Below are 24206 nucleotides of genomic sequence, written 5' to 3' on the forward strand. Positions count from 1 at the left end.
AGCACCGCAGTGCTCGTTGCCGTCATCGGCCAGCCGATCCGGGCCGTTCACCTCGTAATTGACCTGCCTCATGTACGACAATCGGCTCAAACGCCTCTGCCAGCCTGGACCTATACACGTAGCTTTGTCAGACGGTCGGTGGCCTCGTGTGGGGTCAGGTCGGCGCCCCCTTCATAGGCGCTGTCGTAGTTGGTACGGCCGAGCGACTCAGCGAGCATCTCCGAGAGGCAGCGCAGTTCGGTGTCGCCGTGGTCGAAGGCGCCGCGGATGGCCTGACTCAGGCCGAGCGCGGTGGCCGCGCCTGCCGGATCGCCCTCCAGCAACAGGAGCCTGGCCAGGAGTTGAGCAGCCAAGGGGGCATCCATGATCGCCTGCGCCGCCTCGACAGCGCGGGGCATCAGTTCGCGGGCGCGTACGGCGTCGCCAGCGGTGAGGAGGTTGGCTACCCGAGCGAGGAGCAGCCGAGGGTCGATGGCCTCCGCCGACTGGGGCAGCTTGCGCAGGAGCGCCTCCATCCGGTCGAGCGCTTGATCGGCGCTTTCGACCTCTCCGGAGCGGCGGTGCAGTTCTGCCTGGATGCCGAGCACCTCGATCTCCAACGCCGGCTGGCCACGCCGCCAGGCCGCTCGTTCGGCGGTGTCGATGTCGCGCCTCGCGCCGGCCAGGTCGCCGGCGCGCATGCGTTCCGTGGCGAGCCCGAGCCGGGTGGAGACCTCATCCTGCGAGCCGAGGTCGGTGGCGATCGCGAGGCTATGCTCGTAGGCGGTGATCGCCTGGTCGTGGTCTCCGGCGATGGCGTGGATCTGGGCCAGGCCGTACAGCGCCTTCGCCGTCCACCACCGATCGCCCGTCTCCTCGAACAGGCGCAGTGCCGTGGTCATCGCGGTCGCGGTGCTCTCCCGGTCGCCCTGCTCGCGATGGCGCATGGCTTCGATCATGAAGGTGCAGGCGATCGCCCAGCGGTCCGGGCCGCTGCGCACCCGGGCGATCTCTTGATCGACCAGCTCGTCCAGCCCGAGTATCGCCGCCATCACCAGCACTATCGTCAGCAGCATCGGATAGCGGCGCAGCGCGCCCGTGCGCGCGCAGTCGCCGATGAGCGCGCAGAGCCGCTCGTGGTCAGTGATCGGGCCGCCCTCGACGCCCACCAGGTGGATCGCGGTGAACGCGGCGCGGGCGTCCGCGGGCAGCGCGTCGCCGAACTCGGTGACCTTGGCGATGTAGGTCTCGGCCCGGGCGTCGTAGCGGAGCATGACCCAGTACCAGTACAGCGGTCCGAGCATCCGGGCCGCGGTCTCGGCGTCGTCTCCGTCGATGGCCGTTTGCAGGGCGTACATCAGGTTGTCGTACTCGGCCTGGAACAGCCGCAGCGACTCCGCCTGCTTGTCCGAGCGCAGCAGCGGCTCGTGCGCGTCGGCCAGGTCCGCGAAGTACCGGGTGAGCCCACGCAGGACGGCGTCGGTCTCTCCTGCGAGTCGAAGCTTCCCCGCCGCGTATGCCCGGATGGTTTCCAGCATCCGGTAGCCGTCGCCGGCCCGCTCCACGATGGATTTGTCGACCAGGGAGTCCAGGACGTAGACGACCTCGTCCGCGGGAAGCGTCTCATCCGCGCAGACCGCTTCGATCACCGCGATACCCGTCCGCGCCGGAAATATCGATATCCGGGCGGCCAGTGTGCGCTCTTGTGAGGTGAGGAGATCCCAGCTCCACTCAATGACCGCATGCAGCGTCTGCTGACGGGGCTGGGCGGTCCGGTTACCGGTGCTGAGCAGCCGGAAGCGGTCATCCAGCCGCCGGGCGATCTGCTCGGCGCTCATGGTCCGCAGGCGTGCCGCGGCCAGTTCCAGGGCGAGCGGCAGCCCGTCCAGCCGGCGCACGATGTCCACGACCGGCCGCGCGGTCGACGCGTCCAGCGCGAAGCCGGGTCGTACGGCTCCCGCCCGGTCGAGGAACAGCCGCACCGCGGCCGATGCGGAGCCACGATCGCGATCCGCGTGCGCCGGGGGGAGGCCGAGGGGTCCCAGGCGGCACAGCGCCTCACCCATGACGTCCAGCGGTTCCCGGCTCGTGGCGAGAATGGTCAGGTCCGGCTGGCGCTCCAGCAACTGCCCGGCGAACTCCGCGACGGCTCCGGAGATCTGTTCGCAGTTGTCCAGAACCAGCACGCCTTCACCACCGGCGAGCAGGTTGACCACCCGCTCCAGTAGCGTGCCGGCCGGCTGGGCTCCGGCGAGGCTGATCGTGCTCAGCACCGCCTCCACCAGCCCGTCGGCCGTGTTCACCGCGGCCAGGGAGACCAGCCAGGCCCGGCCTCGCTGATGGACCCGATGCCGGCTCACGGCCTCCACGGCCAGCCGGGTCTTGCCCACTCCCCCGGGGCCCACGACGGTGACCAGCCGGGAGGACTCCAGCAACCCGGCCAGCAACCTCAGCTCCTCCTGCCTGCCGACGAAGCTGGTCAGCGGGGCGGGCAGACGTCCTGGCACTGCGTGCGGCCGAGCCTGTCGCGCCTGGGGGTACTCCCGCTCACCCCGCAGTACGGCGAGGTAGGTCTCGCGGAGGTCCTCGGAGGGGTCGACGCCTAGTTCCTCGGCGAGGGTGCCGCGGACCTGGTCGAACACGGCCAGCGCGTCGAACTGGCGGCCTGCCGCCTGCAACGCTCGCATGCGCAATCCGGCCAGGCGTTCGCGCAGCGGGTGACCGGCGGCCATCGCCGCCATATCGGCCAAGATCTCGTCGTGGTGGCCCAGTCGCAGCTCCGCCTCGAAACGGTCTTCCATGGCCGCGACCCGTAGCTCGTCCAGCCGCGCGCCGGCCGTGGCGGCGAAGGGGGTGTCACGCACGTCGGCCAGCGCGCCTCCCCTCCACAGCGCCAGCGCCTCGTCCAGCAGCCAGGCCGCTCGCCGCACGTCACCCGCGGCCAGTTCGCGACCGCCCCGCTTCGCCTTCTCCTCGAACCGACAGGCGTCGACGTCCTCGGCGCGTACGTGCAGGCGGTACCCGCCGGCCGCCCTCTCCACGAGCTCGGCCTCGCCCAGAGCTTTGCGCAGCCGATGCACCAGCCCATGCAGTGCGTTGACGGTGCCCCCGCGCGGATGCTCCCCCCACAGGCCGTCAACGAGCGCGTCGACCGGCACCATCTCGCCCTCGGCCAGAGCCAGCCGGGCCAGCAGCGCTCGGACCATGACGCCGCCGACCTCGATCGGCGTGCCGTCGTCGGCACAGGCCCGGACCGGTCCCAGCAACTCCATCCGCATGCACAAAGGCTATGAGCACAACGACGCGCACGTGCCGTTTGAAAGTGGCGCCATACCGGCTAAAAGAGCGTTCTAAGACGCATGTAAGCGCCGGTGGACACCCTGGAGGACGTACGGAAGAAACGTCCGAAAGGCAGTGCAATGGCAGCACACGAGAACGTGCAGCAGGTGCTCGACTGGTCGGTGGCCGAGGTCGGCATTCCCGGCATCGTCGCCGAGGTCAAAGACGGCGACCGCACCTGGTTCGGCACCGCTGGCGTGGCCGACATCACAACCGGCTCCCCGCGCGTGCCGGGCGAGTACTTTCACGCCGGCAGCAGCGGCAAGGCCTTCACGGCCGCGACGCTTCTGGCCCTGGAGGCCGAGGCCGGCCTCAGCCTCGACGACCCGGTCAACGCCCACCTGCCCGGCGTGCTGGACGTCAACGGCTACGACGGCGACAAGATCACCATCAGGCACCTGCTCAGCAACACCAGCGGCCTGTTCGCCACCGGCCTGGCCCCGGAGGTCAGCCACCGCTACGCCACCCGCTCCGGGTTCGACCGGCATCGCTTCGACACCTTCAGCACCGAGGAGCTGCTGCGGGTGGCGGTGTCCCAGCCGCCGGTCGGTGCGCCCGGCGAACGCTTCGAGTACGCCAACGGCGGCTTCTACATCGCCGGCGCGATCATCGAGAAGGTCGCCGGCAACAGCTACGCCGACGAGGTCGACCGCCGGGTCGTCCAGCCGCTCGGCCTGACCCACACCCGCGTGCGCCCCCCCACCGAGACCGGTTACCCCAGTCCGCATCCGCGCGGCTACTCCCACCAGTTCCTCAAGGACGGCGCCGACCCGGCAGCGGTCACCCCAGAGAACTGGCAATCGCTGATGGAGGAGCCCGGCCTGCCGCCTCTGGACGTCACCGAGTTCAACTCCTCAGCGGGCTACGCGGCCGGCAACATCGTCACCACTACGACGGACATGATCCGCTTCTTCAACGCGATGACCACCGGCAGCCTGCTTCCGCCCTCCCAGCACCGGCAGATGTGGACCACCGTCTCCACCGAGGGCAGCTACTGGATGCCGCACACCCGCTACGGCCTGGGCCTGTTCGAATTCGACGAGCAGGCGACCGGCGGCCGGACGTTGCGCGGCGTCGGCGGCAGCTTCTGGGGCTCCTATTTCTTCGCGGTCGGCACTCCCGATGGCCGGCACACCGTCGCCGTGCACACCAACACCGAGTGGAAGTCCTGGGACCCCATGTTCAAAGTCATCGAAGCGGAGTTCGGCGTTTCCATCGGTGCGTAAGCACGCCGCCCGCCACCGACCCCCGCTGAAAGTGGACCATCAATGGATACCTTTGACACACCGGAGCCGATCGTCGCCGTCGTGTCGTTCACCGCGGCCGACATCCGCATCAGCGCGACCCAGCGCACCGACACCGCCGTCGAGGTACGGCCGGCCGATCCGGCCGACGCCACCGACGTCGCGGCCGCCGAACGCGCCCGCGTCACCTACGCGGGCGGCCGCCTGACGGTCAAGGACCGCTCGAGCATCCGATCCCTGCCCGGCCGCGTCGCGGTGACGGTCGAGCTGCCCAGCGGCTCGGCGCTCGACATCAGCCTCCGCGACGGGCACCTGAACGGCCAGGGCCGCCTGGGCGAGGTACGGGCCCACGTCTCCCGTGGCCACATCCACCTCGCCCGCACCGGCGAGTCGCGCCTGAGCACCGACGACGGCGACATCACCGTGGCCACGTCCGGGGGCACGGCTGCCCTCACCACCGCCCGCGGCCAGATCAAGGTCGGCGAGAGCATCGGCGCCACCGTGATCGGCAACGGCGCCGGGGACGTCACGGTGGACCGGGCCGCCGACGGCCTGCGCGTGACCGTCGAGCAAGGCGCCGTCAAGGTCGGCGCGATGGCGCGCGGGCGCGCCGATCTGGACGTCGGCGCCGGGACGATCGACGTCGGGATCCCGGACGGCAGCGCCGTACTGCTGGACGCCAAAACCACGCTCGGCAGGGTCCGCGACAACCTGGGCGACGACCCCGGGATGTCGGCCGGCAACACCGTCGAGCTCCACGCCCACGTCGCCCAGGGCGACATCCTGCTCCACCGTGTCACCAGCTGACTCACGGATTTCCCCATGCGAACACTTCACTTGCATGAAAGGCGATCAACCCATGATCAAGACCCTCCGCACCGCCGCCTGCCTGCTCGCCGCCGCAGCTGCCGTGACCGTAAGCGCGTCGCCGGCGGCGGCCGACGACCACGCCGGACTCCAGCGGGTGCTTGACCAAGCCGTGGCTGACGGCATGCCGGGCGCCATGGCCGACGTCCGCGACGGCCGCAGGTCATGGTTCGGTACGGCAGGCGTGGCCGACACCGAGACCGGCCGCAAGCGCAGCCGGCAGGACTACTTCCGGGCCGGCAGCACCACCAAGACATTCGTCGCTGTCGTGGTGTTGAAGCTGGCGGCCGAGGGCCGGCTGAGCCTGGATGACACCGTGGACAAGTGGCTGCCCGGCGTGGTGAAGGGCAACGGCCACGACGGCAGCAAGATCACCATCCGGCAGCTGCTCAACCAGACCAGCGGCATCTTCCCCTACACCTCGGACGCGGACCTGGCGACCAAACAGTGGAGCACCGCCTTCCTCAAGGTCCGTTTCAACAGCTACCGTCCCGAGGACCTGGTGAAGACAGCCATGGGCAACCCACCCTCCTTCGAGCCCGGCAAGGGGTGGGGCTACTCCAACACCAACTTCATCCTCGCCGGGATGATCATCGAGAAGGTCACCGGCAGGTCCTACGCCGACGAGATCAACCGGCGCATCATCCGCCCGCTCGGCCTGAGGAAGACGTACCTGCCGGGCGAAGTCACGAAGCTGCGCAAGCCGCACGCACGGCACTACGTCAAGTTCCTGGTCGGCGAGGACACCACAACCCCCTACGACCTCACCGACATGAACCCCTCCTGGGCCGGGGCAGCCGGCAGCATCGTCTCGACCATGAGCGACCTGCACACCTTCTATCGGGCAGTGCTGAGCGGCCGTGTGCTGCCGCCCGCACAGCAAAAGGAGATGTTCACCACCGTCTCCACCAAGGGCGTGCACTGGATCGACAACACCGCCTACGGGCTCGGCGTCTTCTCCCAGAAGCTGTCCTGCGGCGCGACGGTCTGGGGCAACGGCGGCAGGATCCACGGCTCCTGGACGTACGCGATGGGCACCCGGGACGGCAAGCACATGGTCGTCACCAACATCAACGGCGACTGGGACAACCCGATCAGCATCCTCACCAAGGAAATGGAAGCGGAGATGTGCCCGCCGAGTTCCCGGTAATCACTCGATATCACCGGCTCATCCGGCCTCACAAGCACGAGGCCCGATGAGCTCGCGCACCGCATGCGACTCGGCGGACACCTTCCCGGCCATGCCGAACCTGGAGCGCGCCGGCAGCAGCCGGGCTGTGAGTCCCGGTGGTCAATGGCCAGGAAATTCCGGCGCGGTCTCGGCGCGGCGGGCGGCGTCCTGGTCGGGATGCTCCGGCGCGCCGGCGACGAACCGCTGGTCGCCCTCCAGCAGCATCGCCAAGGCATCATCGGGCGTTAGCGTCAGCATCTCGGTCATGACCGCACGCTACCGGGACTGCTGAACCGGCTCCGCGCAGACGCCCCGCCGGCGCCTCGGAGATCACGCGGCCAGCTCAACGTCGGTGAAGTCGACCTCCTACAGCAGGGGGTCGAACGGATCCGGCCGATGGCGCAGCTCGTCAGTGGCGTAGGCGCCGAAGCGGCTGATGTGGGCCCGCAGGTAGGGCGCGATCTGGCCGAGCTGGTCGGCGGTGATGCTCCAGCCCTCGGCAACCAGCTGCCGCACGACGTCGGAGATGTCCAGGGCGTTGTGGAAGACGACCAGGTCGGCCAGCAGCGTGTTGAACTTGATCAGTTTCTCCTGCTCTTCGGGGTCGTTGTCGGCCAGCACCCCGCCGAAGCCGAGCCACTTGGAAAATCCGTTGTAGGACTCGACCTTGTTGGTCGCCGCGGTGACCCGCGCCCGCAGCGCCGGGCCCGCCAGATACCGCAGCATTATGTGGAATCTGATTTGTCAAGCGTGGCCCTGCGGCTCGGCAGTGGATATCGGCTGGCCGGTTTCGCGATGAACCTGGACAATCGCCTGTCGTGATGGGCATCTCCGGCTTCGAGCCGACCTTCCTCGTCGGACTCAAAGCCATCAGCGAGGAACACGGACCGGGCCTGGCCGCGCTGGTCGGCCGGTGTCTGACCGGGTTCGCGCTCGTGCGTTTCGTCGAGGACGGGGACTGGTATGCCGACTGCCCCGTCGTCCTGGACTTCGACGGCGTCCAGGTAGAGATCAGCCACTCGAAGTTCGATGAGCTGTCGATCGGCTGGAACACCATCGACACGACGGCTGCGATCGCCGGCTGGGAGTGGTTCGAGCTGACTCCGGCGTGGTCCGGAGCCGATGAACAGCTTGAGCCGTTCATCGGCCAGGAGCTGCGCGAGGTGGCGCTGCTTGAGTGGCGGCCATCACGTCGCGATATGGCGGCTGGGACCCTCGCTGTGGAGTTCGTGTTCGACGACACTGGCCGCTTCCATATCGCCAACGCTCTTGATGAGAACAGCATCGAGGTCGGCGACGCCCACCCGGAGTGGGTGCGGCACCCACTCGGCTGCGGCGCGGCCTGACCAGGTCGGCCTCCGGTTGATCTCGATGACCGGCAGCAGGGTCGCCTGGGCCGGGGCACTGATGTGCCGGGGTGTGGGCTCGGCGGGGTGGGGATGTCGGCGAGTTGGCCGAGCAGCCGGTCCAGGGCAGCCTGGCCGTCGTCGACCGCGGCGCGTTCGTCGTCGGTGAGGGGGATGGCGGCAAGCATGTGTTGCAGGTTGTCCTTGGCCTCCAGCAGCAGCGCCTTGGAGGAGTCCTTCGGGGGGTAGAAGTCGCATTTGGCGCAGGCCATCCGGTGCTGGCACTGCTCGAAGAAGGTGTGGTTGCAGAACCGGTGTCCCAGGTCGGAGTACTGCCACGGCTCGCCGGCGGCCGCGGCCCCGTTCTCGACGGCTTCCCGGTCGACCAGGACCTCGATGGTTCGGACGTTGCGTTCGAAGTAGCCCGCGTCGCGGTAGGCCCTGGACAATGTGTTCGGGGTGATCTTGGCGTGGTGCTGGGTGGTGTCGGCTGAATTGTGCCCGAGCCAGGCCTGAAGCTCGAACAGGGTCATCGGCTCCTTGGCGTTGTAGAGCTGCGTGGCGATGGTGGAGCGGGCCCGGTGGCTGGTGATGTTGCCGCGGACGTCGGTGCTCGGCACTCCGGCCTTCCGGCAGAGGGAGGGGATGACCGCGCTGTCGATGTAGGTCTTGGCCATGCGCTTGGCGCGGTGGGCGAACAGGAAGTGGACCTGCTCAGAGGTCTTGCGGTCCAGCATGGCCGGCTGCTGGGGCCGGACGGTCTGCCACGCCTCGATCGCCTGGCCGAGCAGCGGGTCGACGGGTTTGGTGAACGCGGTGCCGGTCTTGTGCGTGGGGACGTCCAGGAGGCAGACCGCCTCGGTGGCCGGCACGTCACGTGCGTCGGCGGAGATCGGGACGCCGTCGTGCTGCCATCGGATGCATCCGACGCGCAGCCGGGAGATCTCGTCACTGCGCAGGCCGCCGAACAGCCAGGTGAGCGTGACCGCTCGGATCAGCTCCATCGGATAGCCCAGCCCGTAGGTGTTGGTCGGACAGTCCTCGGGTTCGAGGTTGAGCCCAGCCCAGAGGATCCTGGCCCAGATGTCGTCGGCGATGACGCGGGGGTTGGGCGCGAGCAGGGCCGCGATGCTTCTGGGGGTGGCCAGGGCGCGGGCCGGGTCGAAGCGACGCACGATCCAACCCCACTCCTGAGCGTCCCGGAAGAAGGCGCGGGTGGCGCTCAGACAGCCGGCCTTGGTCTGGGGAGACAGCGGTTTTCCGCCGTGTCGTTCAAGGCCGGCCTGGCGTTGGACGTAGTCACCCACCGTCATCCGGTCGATGGCCGCAACCCACGCAGCGCAGATCTCCCGAGTCCACCGGCCGGGCTCGATCACGTCGGGATGCTCTGCCGCGAGCCATCGTGCCGCCTTGGCCATGATCGTCCGATAGGTGCCCCTGACCTTGGGAGACAGCGTGGAGGTGGCATGCCAGCGTTCGATCATCTCCACCCATGCGTCGGGGACGCCGTCGATGTCGGGCGTCACCGCGTGAATCGGCTTGGGTGGCGGGCCTGCGTGGCCGAGCGCGAGAGCCAGGAGGGCCACTGACCGTAGCCCGGGTGGAGACCGGCAGCCGGTCTCCACCCAGGCTACTGGCCACCGTTGCACCGAACATCACCTTCGCCGATCTAGGACCTCAGATCCTGGTGTCCCGGCCCGGGTGCTCGAGAGGCTCCGATGCGCGGCACGCAGCCGCGTCAGCCAGTTGATGTGACGCTCGAGCCCCAGGTGGCCTGGCTGAACTCGAAGGCCTGGCGGTAGGCGCAGTCCCAGCACTTCTCGCCGTCGCGGGGTCGCGCACGTATCGCAGGTGACGGGGGCCCGCTGATGAACTGAGCCCCCGCTTCGTAACAGCAGGCCGCCAGGAGCGGAATCGCGTACGTGAGGCTTGTCCGACGCTCTCTCCGGCCGCTGTCTCGCCCACCCGACCTGTGGCCTCCACGGTCGATGTGGTGGTGGGCTCTGCCTGCGGCGCTGCTGGCCGCGCGGCGGTCTGAGGCGTCAGCGCCTGTGGCGCGCCGTCCGTACCGCGCCGGCGGCCGGCGCCGGCGTCGGCGCCGCGGTGACACTCCCGCTGGCCGTACGCCGCCAACGGCACCAGGAACTGACTACCGCGGGCACCGGTTGGTCGGCGCGGGCCTGCACTCCTGCGGGGCCATGGTCGCCCCGCAGGAGCCTCACTGTCAGCCTCCCGCCATCTCCTCGGCGTGCTCCTTGTCGTGCCCTCCCTCATCCACGAGCGTGCAGGGCCGCACGGAGCTACCCGCCTTGGCCAGCCAGGCCCCCAGGCTCCAGCTGACCCCCGGATCGTTGCCGAGCCTGAACTCCAGCACCAGGGTCTCTCCGGGCCTCATGAACTTCGGGGAGATCCTGAACTTGCCCTTGGAGACGGGGCGGATGACGTCCCTGGACCGCCAGTTCTCTGGCCGGTAGAACTCCTTACGTTGCTCCGCGGTCAAGTTCTTGGGGTTGGGCGAGCCGTACATATGGTCCGCGCCGACGAACCGGCCGGACGCGCACTTCTTGTCCCGTGGGTTGTAGGTGACGTCGGCCTTGATGCCCTGGGCGTTCAGCGCGGCCTGCAAGCCTCCGGGATCCTGCAGCTCGTTGATCGTCACGATCAGCGTGCCGTCGGGGTTCTTCGCCACCGCGTAAGCGGGCTCGCCGTCCCCGATCACCAGCGGTGCGGCGACAACGGCCACCGCGACGCCGGCCGCGACCAGCAGCCGTGGACCGGTGAAGATCGCCCGGCCTCCCCCGAAGATGCGCCGGCGCGCGGGCGGGCCGTCCATTCCGTCCAGCAGCCGCCGCCGCGCTCCGGCGAGGTCGTCCGGAGTGCCCGGGGGAGTCACCCACATGGTTTTGAGCTCGTCCATCATTCTGCTCCTCGTTCTAGTGCCTGACGAACCCGGGTGCGGGCCCGGTTGAGTCGCGAGCGCACGGTTCCCACAGGGATGGCTAGTGCGTCCGCGACCTCCTGGTAGCTCAGTTCGGCCCAGGCGACGAGCAGCAGCACATCGCGATCGGCTCGATTGAGTTTCAGCAACGCCCGTGCCAGCGGCCGGTTGACGGCCAGGGTGCCGACCCCGTCCTCGACCGGTGCGCCGGACACCTCCGCCGGATGCACCCCACTGCGGATGTAGGCGCGGTAGAGGCTCATCTCGGTGCGCCGATGCTTGCCGATCAAATTGGAGGCGATGCCGTACAGCCATGGGCGGGCGTTGGCGCGGGCCTTGTCGTAATCGCCCCGGCGCTGGAAGGCGGTCAGAAAGGTGTCGGCCACGACGTCCTCGGCCTGGCTGGGACCCAGTCGCCGGACCACGTAGCCATGGAGGTACGGCGCATGCCGGTCGAATAAAACGGCGAAGGTCTCCGGCTCGTTCAGCGACCTCTCGATGAGGGTCGCATCGTCAGCCTTGATGACGTCGCGTATGGGGTCATGCATGTCGACCCCTTCTTGGCGTATGCCGGTCACACGTACTCTTGTCGCGCCAGACCGAAATGGTTCACACCTGTCTTCGACCCGAACCGATGAAGTGTCCGGGCCATGCCCCGCAACGGCGCTGTCGGGCAACACCGCCTACTCGTCCGCCTCCCCCAGGACATAGTGAAGTCTTCGCCCGGTTCACCGAGCAGGTGCAGGCGCGGATGGCCGGTACGCGGATGGCGTCGCGGGACGCGTAGGCGGCCGGGACGCACGGGGTGTGCAGGCGTCGGTGACTACGACGGCTCCGTCCTCGTAGCAGTCCGGCCCGAACGCACCATCTGCATGCCCTTCCTCGAATGCCTCGCCACCGCTCCTGGTGGCCGGCAGATCCTCCTGGATGACGTGCATCGTCGTGTCCCGCTCTGCGGTCTTCTTCGACGCTCTCGTTCGGAAACCTCACATATTGGGGGCAACGCCTGCCTCGCTGACCGGAAGAACGTGTCAGCGAGAGCAAGGGGCTTGCCGACGAGGGTATCCATACCGCTGGTAACTGCAGTCATTTGATCACGCCGCATGGGCAGGGTGCTGGGAAGCCCTTCTTGGCCTGGATGGAAGCCTTCCTTGCCTTCGGCCTTGGCCGGTACTGCCCGACCACACTGGCACCGCTCGCCGCGGCGATGAACAGATTCCGATAGACCTCGCTCCGCGGAGGCGTCCCTCCTCAATACTGGCGCCCAGTTCTCCTGGCCCACACCGGCAATCAGGTCCAGCACCCCGGGGGCCGGCCAGTCGCGGTAGTCCGTCTTTCGCTCTTGCAAGGGCGTGTCATGGAGACGGAGAGGCAGTCATGTCGGAACCGAACCCGAGCTCCCCCGAGTCCGCCGGCGGCGCTGGCCCCGAAGACGCTGCCGAGGCTGCCTGGGGTGTCGATGCTGGGCTGGTTCATGACTGCTGTTCCGCGGCGGCCAGGAGCTGCAGGATCTCGGCGCCGAGCTGGCGGTAGTCCTCAGCGACGGTGCCGGCAGTGGATGCGATGCGCCGCTCAGGCGGAGCGCCCGAGCGGAGCTCTGTGGCTGGTGACACGGACCCGAGTGGGGGGCCTCATACACGGGGTCGAGGAGGAAGTCCGCAGGAATTTGCGGTAGCGCACCACGCCGGAGCTCATGCGGTGGTGCCTCGCTTCCGGCGGCGCAGGGGATCGCGGTCGGCGACATGGGCGGCCACGGCGTCGACACTGGGCCGGGCGTAGCGCTCCAGGGAGCGTACGGAGGCGTGTCGGGAGCGGGCCAACAAGGTTGGGGTGTTGGTGCCGTCCTCGGCTTCATGCGTCAGAGCGGAGTGGCGCAGTTGATGCAGCGTCCACCCGCCGCGTGCCTCGAGTTCGGCTGGGTCGGTGATGCCCGGATGAGCGAGTGGCCGGGTGAGGGCCTCGAAGAGTTCGGCAGCTCGCCGATGGGACAGGCGGGCGCGCCCGGTAACCGGGCATGTGTCACGCGTGGGGACGTGGGCAGGCGCCCGGCGGTCGGTGAGGAACACGGGCCCGCGGGTGCGGCCTTTGAGCAGCCGGGGCAGGAGTTGGGCGGTGCCCGATTGCCAGTGCACCCATTCGATGGTGCCGCCCTTGGAGGTGACGCGGCCGCGTTTGTCGGCCAGCAGCAGGTCCTCGACGTCGAGGCAGAGGATCTCCTCGGTTCGTGCGCACGTCTCGTACAGGGCCTTCCAGAGCGTACGTTCGCGTACGCCGATCTTGAGGTCGAACAGCGCGGCGATCTGTGCGCGGGGCAGCGCCCGAGTCCGGTCAGGGGGCGCGGGCCGGCGTTCGATGCCGCTGATCGGGTTGCGGGCCAGCCATCCGCGGGCGCGCCATCAGGTGACGGCAGCCTTCATCACCGACAGTTCACGGTTGACGGTATCGGCGTCGACCAGCCGGGCCCGCTGCGCGAACATCTCGGCGAGCACGTCGGCTGGCACCTCATCGAACGAGGCCACCGCCACGGCGGGTGGCTCGGCGCCGCGCCGGTTGCGGCCCAATGGCGGTTGCTGCCCCGTGGCCAGCCAGGCCCAGGTGAGCAGTGAGATCCGGTAGATCCGCTGGGAGGAGGCAGCTATTCCAGCCGAGAGAAGGTATGCCTCCACGGCGGTGCTGTAGTCGGCGGGCGTGCTGCGATCGAGGGCGTGAACGGTCATGCGCTGCTGCTCCCCGTCATGGATGTGGATACGTTCGCGGCCTGACCAGGCTCAGACAGGCCATCGTCGTGCTGGTAGGTCCGTCCAGGCTGGCTGAAAGGGCCGAGGGACGGACCGAGTGGATACCCCGAGGATCCCTTGGCGTAGTGGGTTTCTTCGAGAATCCAGTAGTGCAGGTCCACCAAATCGGGAGGCCACAGCGCCACGCCCGCTTGGCCGACGAGTCCATGCGCGTTGGTGCGGGCCAGTTCCTTCAGCCACTTCGCCAGCTTCATCCCGGCGAATTGGCCGGCGACCGCCGCGGTGGTCGCCGCAGTGACGAGGTCTGCCAGCTGCAGGTGCGGAACGTGATGGGAGGGCGCGGTGAGGATGGGCGAGACGACGCGATCGGGTGTGGCGAAGCGAGTGCCGTCCCGGGTCAGGCCGAGGGTGTCGGCCAGCCACTTCACTTCGTCCTTGCGGCCACCGCCCGGCTGATCAGCGATGATGATGCCGACATCATTCCGCTCCCGCAGATGCAATGTGACCCGCTCGTAGAGGTACTTGAGGATCTCGGCTTCGACATCAGCCTTCTCCCACGGCAGGTGGCCGCGATCCCACACCACGACGGCAGCCTTGATGCCCTGCTCGATGGCGGCCTGGAGCATCCGCTGGCGCGGTTCAGTGATCAGTTGTCCGCCCGCCGATGCCTGGAATGTGAGGCTTCCACTTGATCTCCTCGCCCTCGGGAATCTCCAGCTCCGTGCGGATGCCGTCGAGCGCGGACGCGAACCCCGCGACCGAAGGTTCGGGGACGATCACACCGCCCACCGAGACGAGCTCGCCCATCTGTCGACGGCGGGACTCCTTCTGCCCGCTGTCGTCGATGTAGATCATGTGCACCGTGACGCCTCCAGGACCATTGCCGCAGTAAATGCGGCATGTACTGCGGCAGTCATTCGGCGCGGCAAAGATCTGCCTCGGCGTAGTAGGGCCGCGGTCGGGCTGGGGCGATGGACCACTTCGGGTGTCACTGGGCGAGACCTTCACGGCGATGCTTATGCTCCTTTAACATCTGTGACTCTAAAGTGCTAGCAGGCTAGATATATGGAGGATCCAGGTGATCGAGTTCCATCTGGACGGCAGGTCGGGCGTTTCGCCGTATCTGCAGCTGGTCCAGCAAGTACGGCAGGCGCTGCGGCTCGGCGTGCTGCGCGAGGGTGACCAGCTGCCCACCGTCAAGGAGGTGGTGGCGCACTTGGCGATCAACGCCAACACCGTCCTGAAGGCTTACCGAGAGCTCGAGCACTTGGGCTTGGTGGCCGCCCGGCCGGGGGTGGGGACGTTCGTGACGGCGACGCTCACCGACACCTCGCTGGCCGCGCACGGCCCGCTGCGGATGGAGCTGCAGCGCTGGCTGGCCAAGGCCCGCCGGGCCGGCCTCGACGAGGAAAGCATCGAGGCCCTCTTCATGACCACCTTTCGGACCTTCGCTCAGGAGGACATAGCGTGAACGCGGTCCTGCAGGCCCAGGGACTGGGCAGGAAATACGGCAGACGCTGGGCGCTGCGCGAGTGCACCATCGACATCCCGGCGGGCCACGTCGTCGGGCTCGTGGGCCCCAACGGAGCCGGCAAGACCACGCTCCTGAAACTCGCCAGCGGCCAGCTCCAGCCCTCGGCGGGCGGCATCACCGTGCTCGGCGGCCGGCCCGCCGGCGGTCCGGCGCAGCTGGCCAAGGTCGGCTTCGTGGCCCAGAACACCCCCACCTACGCCGGGCTCAGCATCGCCGATCACCTGCGGCTGGGAGCACGGCTCAACCCCCGCTGGGACGCCCCCATGGCGCGCGAACGAATCGCGCGACTCGGTCTCGATCCCGCCCACCGGGCGGGCAAGCTGTCGGGCGGCCAGCGCGCCCAGCTCGCCCTCACTGTGGGCCTGGCCAAGCGGCCCGAGCTGCTGATCCTGGACGAGCCGGTCGCCTCGCTCGACCCGCTGGCCCGCCGCGAGTTTCTGCAGGGCCTGATGGAGGCGACCGTCGAGCACAAGTTCAGCGTGCTGCTCTCCTCTCACCTGGTCTCCGACCTGGAACGCACGTGCGACTACCTGATCGTGCTCGTCGACTCCCGCGTGCAGGTGGCCGGGGAGACCGACAAGCTGCTGGCCACCCATCACCGGCTCACCGGCCCGCGCCGCGATCCCGACCGGCTCCCTGCCGACCAGCACGTGATCTCCGCCAGCCACACCGACCGGCAGAGCACGTACGTGATCCGCACCGACGCCCCCATCCACGACCCCGCCTGGACGGTCACCCAGCTCAGCCTGGAAGACATCGTCCTGGCCTACATGGACAAGCACGCCACCGAGAACCGGCGAGTCGCCCTGGAAGTGCAGCGATGATCTGGCTGACCTGGCGCCAGCTGCGCGGCTCGGCCGCGATGATGGCCGCCGTACTCGTCATTCTCGCCGTCGCGCTGGCTCTGACCGGCCCGGACCTGGCCGCCAGATACTCTGCTGGGATCGCCGCCTGTACCCCGGCCAACACCTGCGACCGCTTCTACGACCAATTCTTCGGCGGGCACGAGTTCTCCTTCATGGCCGTCAGCCTTGTCGTGCTGCTCCTGCCCGCTCTCGTCGGGCTCTTCTGGGGAGCACCGTTGATCACCCGCGAGCTGGAGGCGGGCACGCACCTGATGGTGTGGAACCAGAGCATCACCCGCGGCCGCTGGCTGGCGGTCAAGCTCGCCCTCACCGGCCTGGTCGCCGTGGCCGCCGCCGGCCTGTGCGGCCTTATGGTGACCTGGTGGTCCGACCCTCTGGACAAAGTAGCCGCTGAAGACCTGGCCCTGATGGCTCCCCTGGTGTTCGGCGCGCGTGGCATCGCCCCGATGGGGTATGCGGCCTTCGCCTTCGTCCTGGGCATCACCGTGGGCATGCTGGTGCGCCGCACGCTGCCCGCCATGGCCCTCACCCTGGCCGCCTTCGCCGCGATCCAGCTCGCCATGCCGCTGCTGGTCCGGCCCCACCTGATGCCCCCGATCACCTCTACCTTCGAGCTCGGCATAACGAACGTGGACGGCCTCAACATCCCCCGGGACGGAGGCGCGCCCCCGCGGCTCTCCCTGAATCCGGCCGTACCCGGCCACCTGGGCTCCTGGATCCTGTCCAACAACCTGCTCGACCCATCCGGACGCCTGATCCCCACCAGCGGCGAGGGAGCCGCCATCAAGGTCTCCACGACATCGGGCCCCTGCGCACCGCCAGCAGGCCCCGGGGACGGCTGCCTAGTCGAGATCAACCGGCTCGGCTACCGGCAGCAGGCGACCTACCAGCCCCTTGAGCGCTTCTGGCCCTTCCAGTGGATCGAGACCGGGATCTACGCCCTGCTCACCCTCGGCCTGACATGGTTGTCCTTCTGGTGGATCCGCAGGCGCCTGTCATGACCGTCATCAGGACCGCGACCGCCGGGCTCGCCCTCCTCCTGGCAGCGGCCTGCACAGCCCCCGCGCCGCCGCGCAGCCAGACGAACACGGCAGCCGGCACGGTCTGCGCAGCGCCCCAGGCACCTCCCGGGGCGGAGACGGCCACCACGATCGACGTCATCGAGCAGGCCTACTTCTGCATCCTCGGCAACTACTACAGCGGCGCTACGCTGGACGCCCGCTCGCTGCTGGGCGCCGGATTCATCGCCCTGACCCAAGAGCTCAACCGCAATGGACGCGATCTGCCCGAGGCCACCATGCCGGCGCTGACCGGTGACCGCAAAGCCGACTGGACCGCATTCGAGGCCGTCTATCGCAAGATCACCGATCGGGTCCCCGACCTGCGCGACAAGCTGGCCGTCGTCACCCTCGAGGCCATCGTGGCCGGCCTCGGCGACAATCACGCCCACTGGGCGCACGACTTAGGGGGGCGGCACCCCGACTCCTACGACGGCGACGGCTACGGCCTGGGTCTCCAGGCGAACGTCAACGGCCCGCAGGTGGAGGGCAACCCCGGCGTCGCGCTGGCCCCGCTGTTCGTCACCGAAGTGCAGGGCGGCGCGGCGCAGGCCGCCGGCCTGCGCCCGGGCGACATCATCGAATCGATCAACGGCTCGGCGCCCTTCATCGAGGGGAAGGCCACGCCCGCGATCGAGGCCCTCAACCCGCAATATCCGCAGGCGCGTCCGGTCCGGCTGCGGCTCCTGCGGCAGAGCACCGGCCGCCGCTGGAGCGTGACGCTCAAGCCCGGCCTCTACCAGCGGGATCTGACCACCCTGCAAGTGGTGCAGTCGAAGCTGCTGGACGACAACATCGCCTATGTGCGGCTGCGCGGGTTCGCTCCCGACTCCGCGACCAGGGTGTTCAAGGCGATCTCCAGGCTGCGCACCGGCCGGACCCTCACCGGCGTCGTGCTGGACCTGCGCGGCAACGGCGGCGGCAGCCCCAGGGAGGCGATCCGGCTGGTGAGCGCGTTCGCCCACGGCAAGGTCACCGCCTACCAGTGCACGGTGGAGGGCAGGTGCGAGACTTCGTGGACCGACGACACCGTCGAGCTGCTCAACCTGCCGCTGATGGTGCTCACCGACCGCAGCTGCGCCTCGGCGTGCGAGCACTTCAGCTCCGCGGTCAAGGACCTGGGGATCGGCCGGCTGGTCGGCACCAGGACCGCCGGCGTCATCTCCGGCCCGGCGCAGTCGTACCTGCTCGGCAACAACACCACGCTGGGCTTCCCCGCCAGGCACCACCTGGGGCCCAACCGCGAGGTGATCGACCGGATCGGCGTGCCGCCCGACCACCACGTGCCCCTGACCCCGAAGGACGCGGCCGCCGGGCGCGACCCCGCCCTGGCCAAGGCCCTGACCCTGCTGCACCAGTGAGGACCGCTCGATGAGACACCTCCTGGCCGTCGCCGCGGGACTGGCCGTCCTGGCAGCATCGGCCTGCTCCGCACCCGCGCCGCCCCGCTCCGCCGCCCCGTCGCCCACGCCGACCGGGCCGGCCACCCTGCCGGCCCCCACCGGCGACCAGCCGGTGGGAACCACCGCCCTGTATCTGAAGGACGCCTCCCGCCCCGATCCGTGGAACCTCGACGTCGACGCCAGGGAGCTCAAGGTCACCCTGTGGTATCCGACCAAGCAGCGGGACGGGCAGCGGGCGCCGTACATGACGCCGAGGGAATCGGAGCTCACCCTGAAGAGCTTGGGGATCACGGGCGTGCCGGACGACACGCTGAGCAAGACGCGCACGAACGCCATCAAAGACGCCGAACCCACGGGACGGAAGCTTCCGCTGGTGGTGCTGTCCCCCGGCTTCACCAAGCCGATGAGCACACTCACGTCCCTGGCCGAGGACCTGGCCAGCCGCGGGTACGTCGTGGCCGGCATCGACCACACCTACGAAAGCTACGCCACCACCCTGTCCGACGGCCGGGTCGCCGAATGCCTCGCCTGCGACAGTGACGCCGACCCGGGTTTCGGCACGGGAGTGGTTCAGGGCCGGGCGGCCGACGTCTCCTTCGTGCTCGACCAGTTGCCATCGCAGTGGGACGGTTCCGACCGGATCGACCGCTCCAGGATCGCGATGGCCGGCCAGTCGATCGGCGGGGCCGGCGCCCTGGCGGCCATGGTGAGGGACTCCCGGGTGCGCGCCGGGATCGACATGGACGGCACCACCTACGCCCGCATCCCCAAGAGCGGATTCTCTCGGCCGTTCATGTTCCTGGGCTCGCCGCAGCACATCCCCGGAGGCCGAGACACCTCCTGGGGCCGCGACTGGAAGCTGCTGACCGGGTGGAAGCGCTGGATCGTGCTGTCGGGCGCCGAACACCAGTCCTTCACCGACGGCCCGCTGCTGGCGGGCGCCCTCGGCATCAAGCCCGCGTACGGGATTCTGCCCGCGGCGCGCGCCGCCGAGCTCACCCGCACCTACGTGGCAGCCTTCCTCGACCAGCATCTGAAATCCCAACGGCAACCCCTCATGGACAAGCCGTCATCACGCTACCCCGAGGTCAAATTCTGCCCCGAGGCCTGCGGTCGGTCATGAATCCCCGCGCGCCGTGGAGCGACCGGGTGAGGCCGACCGCAACCCCGCCCCGCAGCGCCGACGACCGACGCCCCGACGACCTCGGACATTCATACGACGATGGAGATCGACATGGATGGCATCCCCGGTCAGGGGCGCTCGCGCAGGAACATCACGGCGGCCGTCCGCCCTAGCCGCAGTCGCATTGGCCGCCGCGGCCTGCGGAGGTGACGAGGAACCCGGCCGGACCGAGGCGTCCAGGGCGTCACAGGGCGATGCAGTGGCCTTCGCCAAGTGCATGCGCGAGAACGGCGTGCCGTCGTTCCCCGCCCCCGGCGCAGACGGCTCCTTCGCGAAGAACGACAAAGCCAACACCCCGGAGTTCACGAAGGCCGAGGAAGCCTGCAAGCACTACCTGTCGCAGAGCATCTCGAGTATGACCCCCAGCAAGAAATGCCGAAGCGCCTGGCGCGGGTCCATGGGTATGGAACGTCCGCCGCTTGGCATGGCTGAACTCATCGAGCACTGGACTGTGCTGGGCGATGAGGTCGGGCTGGTCAGTGCGAAACAGGAGGGCACTCGCTGGCCTTCGCGCTGTTGCTGAAGTACTTCACGCAGCACGGCCGGTTCCCGCGTGGGCGGGTGGGAGGTCCACCGGGCCGGCCGCCGCTCTGAGCGCGAGGGCGGCTGACCGGCTGCCGGGTGCGGGTCGTGTCCGGATCATCGTTGCAGTCTGCCTTGTTCGCAGGACTGCGGAGGTAGGGCTGGCCCCACCTGCTTTGGTGGCAATTGTCCACCTGCCCCGTAGGCGCAGGCCCATGGAGGTTCTGCTCCTCGGCCATCAGGCTGGCCACGCCGCCGAACCGGGCGGTCCCGAGGCCATCGACGAGGGGGCGTTTTGATCGAAGTGAGAGGCCTGACCATGCGGTACGGTCGCGCGGTCGCCGTGGACGATCTGAGTTTCACCGTGAGACCGGGCCTGGTGACCGGATTCCTGGGGCCGAACGGCGCGGGGAAGTCCACGACCATGCGGGCGGTGCTCGGGCTGGAGGTTCCCGCCGCAGGCGAGACGCTGGTGGACGGGCGTTCGTATGTGTCGTTGCGCAGTCCGTTGCGCACCATGGGGGCGCTGCTCGATGCCGGGGCGGTGCACGGCGGTCGGACCGCCCGTGACCACCTGCGCTGCCTGGCCCGCAGCAACGGCATCGGCATGGCCCGGGTGGCCGCGGTCCTGGAACAGGTCGGCCTGACCGGCGTCGCGGACCGGCGGATCAAGGGGTTCTCCCTGGGGATGAGGCAGCGGCTGGGCATTGCGGCGGCGCTGCTCGGCGATCCGGCGGTGCTGATGCTGGACGAGCCGCTGAACGGCCTGGACCCGGAGGGCATCCGCTGGCTCCGAGGATTGCTGCGCTCGCTCGCCGGCGAAGGCCGCACGGTGCTGCTGTCCAGCCATCTGATGAACGAGCTGGCAGTGACGGCGGACCACGTCGTCGTCATCGGGCGGGGCCGGCTGATCGCCGACACCACCATGGACGACCTGGCGGGGCACTTCCAGGGGGACGTGCTGGTGCGCACGTCCCGTCCCGAACGGCTCACCGCCGTGATGCGCACGCAGGGGGCGACGGTGACCACCGAGGACGACGGCGCCCTGTCCGTGCGCGGCCTGGGCGCGGCCCGGATCGGTGAGCTGGCGCTGGCGGCGGGGATCGCGCTGGTGGAGCTGTCGCCGCGCGGCGCGTCCCTGGAGGAGGCGTTCATGCGGCTCACCGGCGACAGCACGGAGTACACGACGGTGAGCGAGGACAGGACCGACTACACGACCGTCACCGGCGAGGGCTCTGGGCGCGCCCCAGTACGGCGGGCCGCGCGATGATCGACGTGATCGCCTCCGAGTGGCTGAAGTTCCGCTCTCTGCGTTCGAACCTCTACCTGCTGGCCTGCTCGGCGTCGGCCATCGGAGCCTGCGCCGCGACAGCTTTCATGATCGGCCGCGGCTTCGACCGCCAGCCCCTGGACCAGCGGCTGGCCTTCCCCACCAACGGGGACGGCATCGGCAACGGGATCGCCCTCGCCTACTTCGTCCTCGCCGTCCTGGGTGCCCTGACAATCACCTCGGAGCACAGCACCGGGACGATCCAGGCGAGCCTGGTGGCCGTGCCGCGCCGGCAGGTACTGCTGCTGGCCAAGATTCCGGCCCTGGCGGCGGTGGCGCTGGTGGCGGGCCAGGTGCTGGCGTTCGCCATGCACGCGGCCTCCATGGCGGTGCTCGGCGATCGGGCCGGGCAGATCCTGCGTGTCGGGGTGACGCTGGGCACGCCGCTGTCTGAGCCGGGGGTGCTCGCCTCGGTGATCGTCGCCGGGCTGTCGATGGCCGCGGTCGCGCTGATCGGGCTCGGCGTCGGTGCCGTCGTCCGCTCCACGCCCGGCGCGCTGGTCGCCCTGGCCGTGATCATCGTGGTGCTGCCGGTGGTGGCCAGGACGCTGCCCATGCCGCTGCGCGCGCAGGCGGGTTCGTTCATGATCGAAAACCTGCCGTTCCAGATCGCGGGGACCGGCGGCGGGATCCTGCCACCCGCCGTGGCGGCGGTCCTACTCGTCGGGTACGTGGCCGTCGCGTTGACGGCGGGCGCCACCGTGATGGCGCCCGCCGGGCGCCGGATCAGGGTGGCGGCGATCGGCGTGGCCACGGTCGTCCTGCTCCCGGCTGTGACAGGCCTGCCGGACACGGGCACGGGCCCGTCGACACCGGCCTGGGCGGACTGCGCCGACAAGCGGCTGGCCGAAGAGCTGCGTTGCGCATCCGTCACCGTCCCGCTGGACTGGGCGAAGCCGTCAGGACGGCGGATCGAGCTGACCGTCGGCCTGCTGCCCGCCACCGGCGCCCAGCGGCGGATCGGTGCCGTGTTCGCGATCCCCGGCGGACCGGGGGCCTCGGGAGTGGCGGAGCTGAGCGAGAACGCGGGCAGCTTCGCCGAGCTGCGCGACCGGTTCGACGTGGTCAGCGTCGAGCCTCGCAACACCATCGACAAGGGCGTGCTGCCCTACGACTGCCTCGTCTCCGGCCCCTGGATCACCTGGCCCGACACCCGCGCGGAGTACGCCGAGCTGGGCAGGCGCAACCAGGCGGCGGCCGAGCGCTGCCGTGCCGCCGACCCCGACTTCTTCGACCACATGGACTCGGCCTCCGTGGCGCGCGACATGGAGGCCGTCCGCGCCGCCCTCGGCGAGGACCAGTTGAGCTTCATCGCCAACTCCTACGGCGGTATCCCCGCGATCGCCTACTCCCGGCTGTTCCCCGGCCGGGTGCGCGCGATGGTGTTCGACGGCACGGCCAATCCGTATATGTCCCGGGCGCAGACCAGGCTTCCACACGAGGAGTCGTTCGCCCGTTTCGCCGCCTGGTGCACGGCGAGCACTGCCTGCGCGCTGCACGGCCAGGACGTCGGCGAGGTCTGGCGGTCGCTGGTGGCGCGGGCCGACCGCGTCCCGGTGCCCGTCGAGGGCGAGCCGCCGCAGGCCGCCTACAGCGGCTTCGACCTCAAGGAGGCAGCCGCTCCCAGCATCGTCTCCCCAGGCCCCGCGCCCGGCTACCCCCGGTGGACAGAGCTCGCCGAGGCGATCAAGCGGGCCGCCGGCGGGGACGCCTCGGGCTTCGCCGACTACGTCCGGCAGAGCACGAAGAGCCCGAAGGTCCCCTCGTTCACCGGGATGAACATGACCCACTGCCTCGACGGCCTAGGTTTCCGCGACTACGCGGAGTACCGGGCCTCGCGCCGCGAGGGCGAGCGCCTGCTGCCGAACCTGGCCGGAACCGAGCTGTGGCACCCGCTCGCCTGCGTCGGCTGGCCGGCCCCCGCGACCAACCCACCCGCGCCGCTGCCTTCCACAGGCCTGCCGCCTTACCTGGGCGTCGGCTCCTGGACGGACTTCGAGGCCACCGCGGACCTCGTACGGCGGGTGCCCGGATCGGGGACGGTCGAGTACCAGGACCACGGTCACGGCCTCTACAACGCCGGCAAATCCTGCATCATCGCCCACGTCAACCGCTATCTGATCAGCCTGCGCCTACCTGCGGCGGGCACCGTATGCGGCCCGCAGGGAGTACAGCCGGCCACGTGAGCCGCAGGCCACCTCGATCGGCTCCGGGTGGGCGTCGTACCAGGCGCCGGTCACGCCGGGCATCCTCACGGGGCCGCCGCCGCAGCGCGCGCAGGAGAAGGAGATCTCGTCCACGTACAGGCGGTGCGGGCCGGGGCCGGACACTCGCCTCCGGCCAGCGCCTCCAACTCGGCGAGGTATCCAATTGCGGTCATGCTGGATCTGGCCGCCGAGGCCGAACTCCTCCTCGCCCAGGGCAACATCGAACAAGCCTGCGCCCCATGGGGCCGGGCGATGGACCACATGGACGGCGTCGCCTCCGCCCGCACCCGCAGGACCATCACCGAGATGCGGCGCGACCTGTCCCGCTTCGCGCCCGCGGCCTACGCTGCGCCCAGCAGCTCGACGAGCGCGCCATCAATCTCCTGCGCGCCTGACACGCCACGCGGAAGGCATCGATCGAACCCCCGCGCTCGTCTCCTGGGTGCCGCCAGACGCAGGCGCACCGTGACATTCACGGCCG

General features: G+C 69.5%; 22 protein-coding genes and 1 pseudogene. 13 read left to right on the plus strand and 10 right to left on the minus strand.

Features of this window, described 5'->3' with window-relative positions; genetic code table 11:
• Nucleotides 1-110: 110 nt before the first annotated feature.
• The gene (locus tag ACIBST_RS40685; protein WP_397178854.1) at nucleotides 111-3257 is read right to left on the minus strand and encodes a BTAD domain-containing putative transcriptional regulator; all 3147 of its coding nucleotides are present in this window, start codon (nucleotides 3255-3257) and stop codon (nucleotides 111-113) included.
• 141 nt (nucleotides 3258-3398) lie between these two features.
• Between ACIBST_RS40685 and ACIBST_RS40690 the strand changes: the two genes are divergently transcribed.
• From ACIBST_RS40690 to ACIBST_RS40700, 3 genes are read left to right on the plus strand one after another with little or no spacing between them, the layout of a single operon-like run.
• Entirely contained in the window at nucleotides 3399-4544 is a 1146-nt protein-coding gene (locus ACIBST_RS40690) for a serine hydrolase domain-containing protein (protein WP_397178855.1), read from the plus strand.
• Between the two features lie 42 nt (nucleotides 4545-4586).
• Entirely contained in the window at nucleotides 4587-5369 is a 783-nt protein-coding gene (locus ACIBST_RS40695; RefSeq protein ID WP_397178856.1) for a DUF4097 family beta strand repeat-containing protein, read from the plus strand.
• Nucleotides 5370-5421: 52 nt separating this feature from the next.
• Nucleotides 5422-6579 (plus strand): serine hydrolase domain-containing protein, encoded by a 1158-nt coding sequence (locus tag ACIBST_RS40700; RefSeq protein ID WP_397178857.1) that lies wholly within the window; start codon nucleotides 5422-5424, stop codon nucleotides 6577-6579.
• A gap of 141 nt (nucleotides 6580-6720) precedes the next feature.
• Here ACIBST_RS40700 and ACIBST_RS40705 read toward each other — a convergent pair whose 3' ends face one another.
• Both ACIBST_RS40705 and ACIBST_RS40710 read right to left on the minus strand, forming a co-directional pair.
• On the minus strand, nucleotides 6721-6867 hold the full coding sequence (locus ACIBST_RS40705; RefSeq protein WP_352330667.1) for a hypothetical protein: 147 nt from the start codon (nucleotides 6865-6867) through the stop codon (nucleotides 6721-6723).
• 99 nt (nucleotides 6868-6966) lie between these two features.
• Nucleotides 6967-7326 (minus strand): Tn3 family transposase, encoded by a 360-nt coding sequence (locus ACIBST_RS40710; protein WP_397178858.1) that lies wholly within the window; start codon nucleotides 7324-7326, stop codon nucleotides 6967-6969.
• 92 nt (nucleotides 7327-7418) lie between these two features.
• Here ACIBST_RS40710 and ACIBST_RS40715 point away from each other — a divergent pair, with 92 nt between their 5' ends.
• Both ACIBST_RS40715 and ACIBST_RS40720 read left to right on the plus strand, forming a co-directional pair.
• On the plus strand, nucleotides 7419-7946 hold the full coding sequence (locus ACIBST_RS40715) for a hypothetical protein (protein WP_397178859.1): 528 nt from the start codon (nucleotides 7419-7421) through the stop codon (nucleotides 7944-7946).
• Nucleotides 7947-8050: 104 nt separating this feature from the next.
• Nucleotides 8051-8440, plus strand: coding sequence for a hypothetical protein (locus ACIBST_RS40720; RefSeq protein WP_397178860.1), 390 nt, complete (start codon nucleotides 8051-8053; stop codon nucleotides 8438-8440).
• Between the two features lie 30 nt (nucleotides 8441-8470).
• Here the strand turns inward: ACIBST_RS40720 and ACIBST_RS40725 are convergent.
• The 7 genes and pseudogenes from ACIBST_RS40725 to ACIBST_RS40755 form a co-directional block, all read right to left on the minus strand.
• Nucleotides 8471-9430: pseudogene (locus ACIBST_RS40725) on the minus strand (tyrosine-type recombinase/integrase); the annotation flags it as partial.
• A 740-nt stretch (nucleotides 9431-10170) separates the two neighbouring features.
• On the minus strand, nucleotides 10171-10863 hold the full coding sequence (locus tag ACIBST_RS40730) for a hypothetical protein (RefSeq protein WP_397178861.1): 693 nt from the start codon (nucleotides 10861-10863) through the stop codon (nucleotides 10171-10173).
• A complete protein-coding gene (locus tag ACIBST_RS40735) occupies nucleotides 10863-11432 on the minus strand; it encodes an RNA polymerase sigma factor (RefSeq protein ID WP_352326681.1) in 570 nt (189 codons plus the stop codon). The genes ACIBST_RS40730 and ACIBST_RS40735 overlap by 1 nt, the downstream gene beginning before the upstream one ends.
• A gap of 1143 nt (nucleotides 11433-12575) precedes the next feature.
• Nucleotides 12576-13262, minus strand: coding sequence for a tyrosine-type recombinase/integrase (locus tag ACIBST_RS40740; protein ID WP_397178971.1), 687 nt, complete (start codon nucleotides 13260-13262; stop codon nucleotides 12576-12578).
• Nucleotides 13263-13280: 18 nt separating this feature from the next.
• Entirely contained in the window at nucleotides 13281-13601 is a 321-nt protein-coding gene (locus ACIBST_RS40745; RefSeq protein WP_397178862.1) for a hypothetical protein, read from the minus strand.
• Entirely contained in the window at nucleotides 13598-14248 is a 651-nt protein-coding gene (locus ACIBST_RS40750; protein ID WP_397178863.1) for a DUF3800 domain-containing protein, read from the minus strand. The genes ACIBST_RS40745 and ACIBST_RS40750 overlap by 4 nt, the downstream gene beginning before the upstream one ends.
• Before the next feature lie 13 nt (nucleotides 14249-14261).
• A complete protein-coding gene (locus ACIBST_RS40755; RefSeq protein ID WP_397178864.1) occupies nucleotides 14262-14477 on the minus strand; it encodes a hypothetical protein in 216 nt (71 codons plus the stop codon).
• A gap of 223 nt (nucleotides 14478-14700) precedes the next feature.
• On the opposite strand from ACIBST_RS40755, the gene ACIBST_RS40760 reads away from it, so the two are divergent.
• The 8 genes from ACIBST_RS40760 to ACIBST_RS40795 all read left to right on the plus strand — a co-directional run bounded on the left by ACIBST_RS40760 (nucleotide 14701) and on the right by ACIBST_RS40795 (nucleotide 23704).
• Nucleotides 14701-15093 (plus strand): GntR family transcriptional regulator, encoded by a 393-nt coding sequence (locus ACIBST_RS40760; RefSeq protein WP_352326697.1) that lies wholly within the window; start codon nucleotides 14701-14703, stop codon nucleotides 15091-15093.
• Nucleotides 15090-15980 carry an ABC transporter ATP-binding protein gene (locus ACIBST_RS40765; RefSeq protein ID WP_397178865.1) on the plus strand — a complete coding sequence of 297 codons (891 nt, stop codon included), beginning with the start codon at nucleotides 15090-15092 and terminating at the stop codon, nucleotides 15978-15980. Before ACIBST_RS40760 ends, ACIBST_RS40765 begins: the two co-directional genes overlap by 4 nt.
• Complete coding sequence (locus tag ACIBST_RS40770; RefSeq protein ID WP_397178866.1) at nucleotides 15977-17023, plus strand: ABC transporter permease; 1047 nt, start codon at nucleotides 15977-15979, stop codon at nucleotides 17021-17023. The genes ACIBST_RS40765 and ACIBST_RS40770 overlap by 4 nt, the downstream gene beginning before the upstream one ends.
• Entirely contained in the window at nucleotides 17020-18441 is a 1422-nt protein-coding gene (locus tag ACIBST_RS40775) for a S41 family peptidase (RefSeq protein WP_397178867.1), read from the plus strand. The genes ACIBST_RS40770 and ACIBST_RS40775 overlap by 4 nt, the downstream gene beginning before the upstream one ends.
• 10 nt (nucleotides 18442-18451) lie before the next feature.
• Nucleotides 18452-19606 (plus strand): alpha/beta hydrolase family protein, encoded by a 1155-nt coding sequence (locus ACIBST_RS40780; RefSeq protein WP_397178868.1) that lies wholly within the window; start codon nucleotides 18452-18454, stop codon nucleotides 19604-19606.
• Between the two features lie 259 nt (nucleotides 19607-19865).
• Nucleotides 19866-20189 carry a hypothetical protein gene (locus tag ACIBST_RS40785; RefSeq protein ID WP_397178869.1) on the plus strand — a complete coding sequence of 108 codons (324 nt, stop codon included), beginning with the start codon at nucleotides 19866-19868 and terminating at the stop codon, nucleotides 20187-20189.
• A gap of 294 nt (nucleotides 20190-20483) precedes the next feature.
• The gene (locus ACIBST_RS40790) at nucleotides 20484-21458 is read left to right on the plus strand and encodes an ATP-binding cassette domain-containing protein (RefSeq protein ID WP_397178870.1); all 975 of its coding nucleotides are present in this window, start codon (nucleotides 20484-20486) and stop codon (nucleotides 21456-21458) included.
• Entirely contained in the window at nucleotides 21455-23704 is a 2250-nt protein-coding gene (locus tag ACIBST_RS40795) for an alpha/beta fold hydrolase (RefSeq protein ID WP_397178871.1), read from the plus strand. Before ACIBST_RS40790 ends, ACIBST_RS40795 begins: the two co-directional genes overlap by 4 nt.
• The last annotated feature ends 502 nt before the right edge of the window (nucleotides 23705-24206 follow it).

The sequence above is a fragment of the Nonomuraea sp. NPDC049684 genome (assembly GCF_044465345.1).
GTDB lineage: Bacteria > Actinomycetota > Actinomycetes > Streptosporangiales > Streptosporangiaceae > Nonomuraea.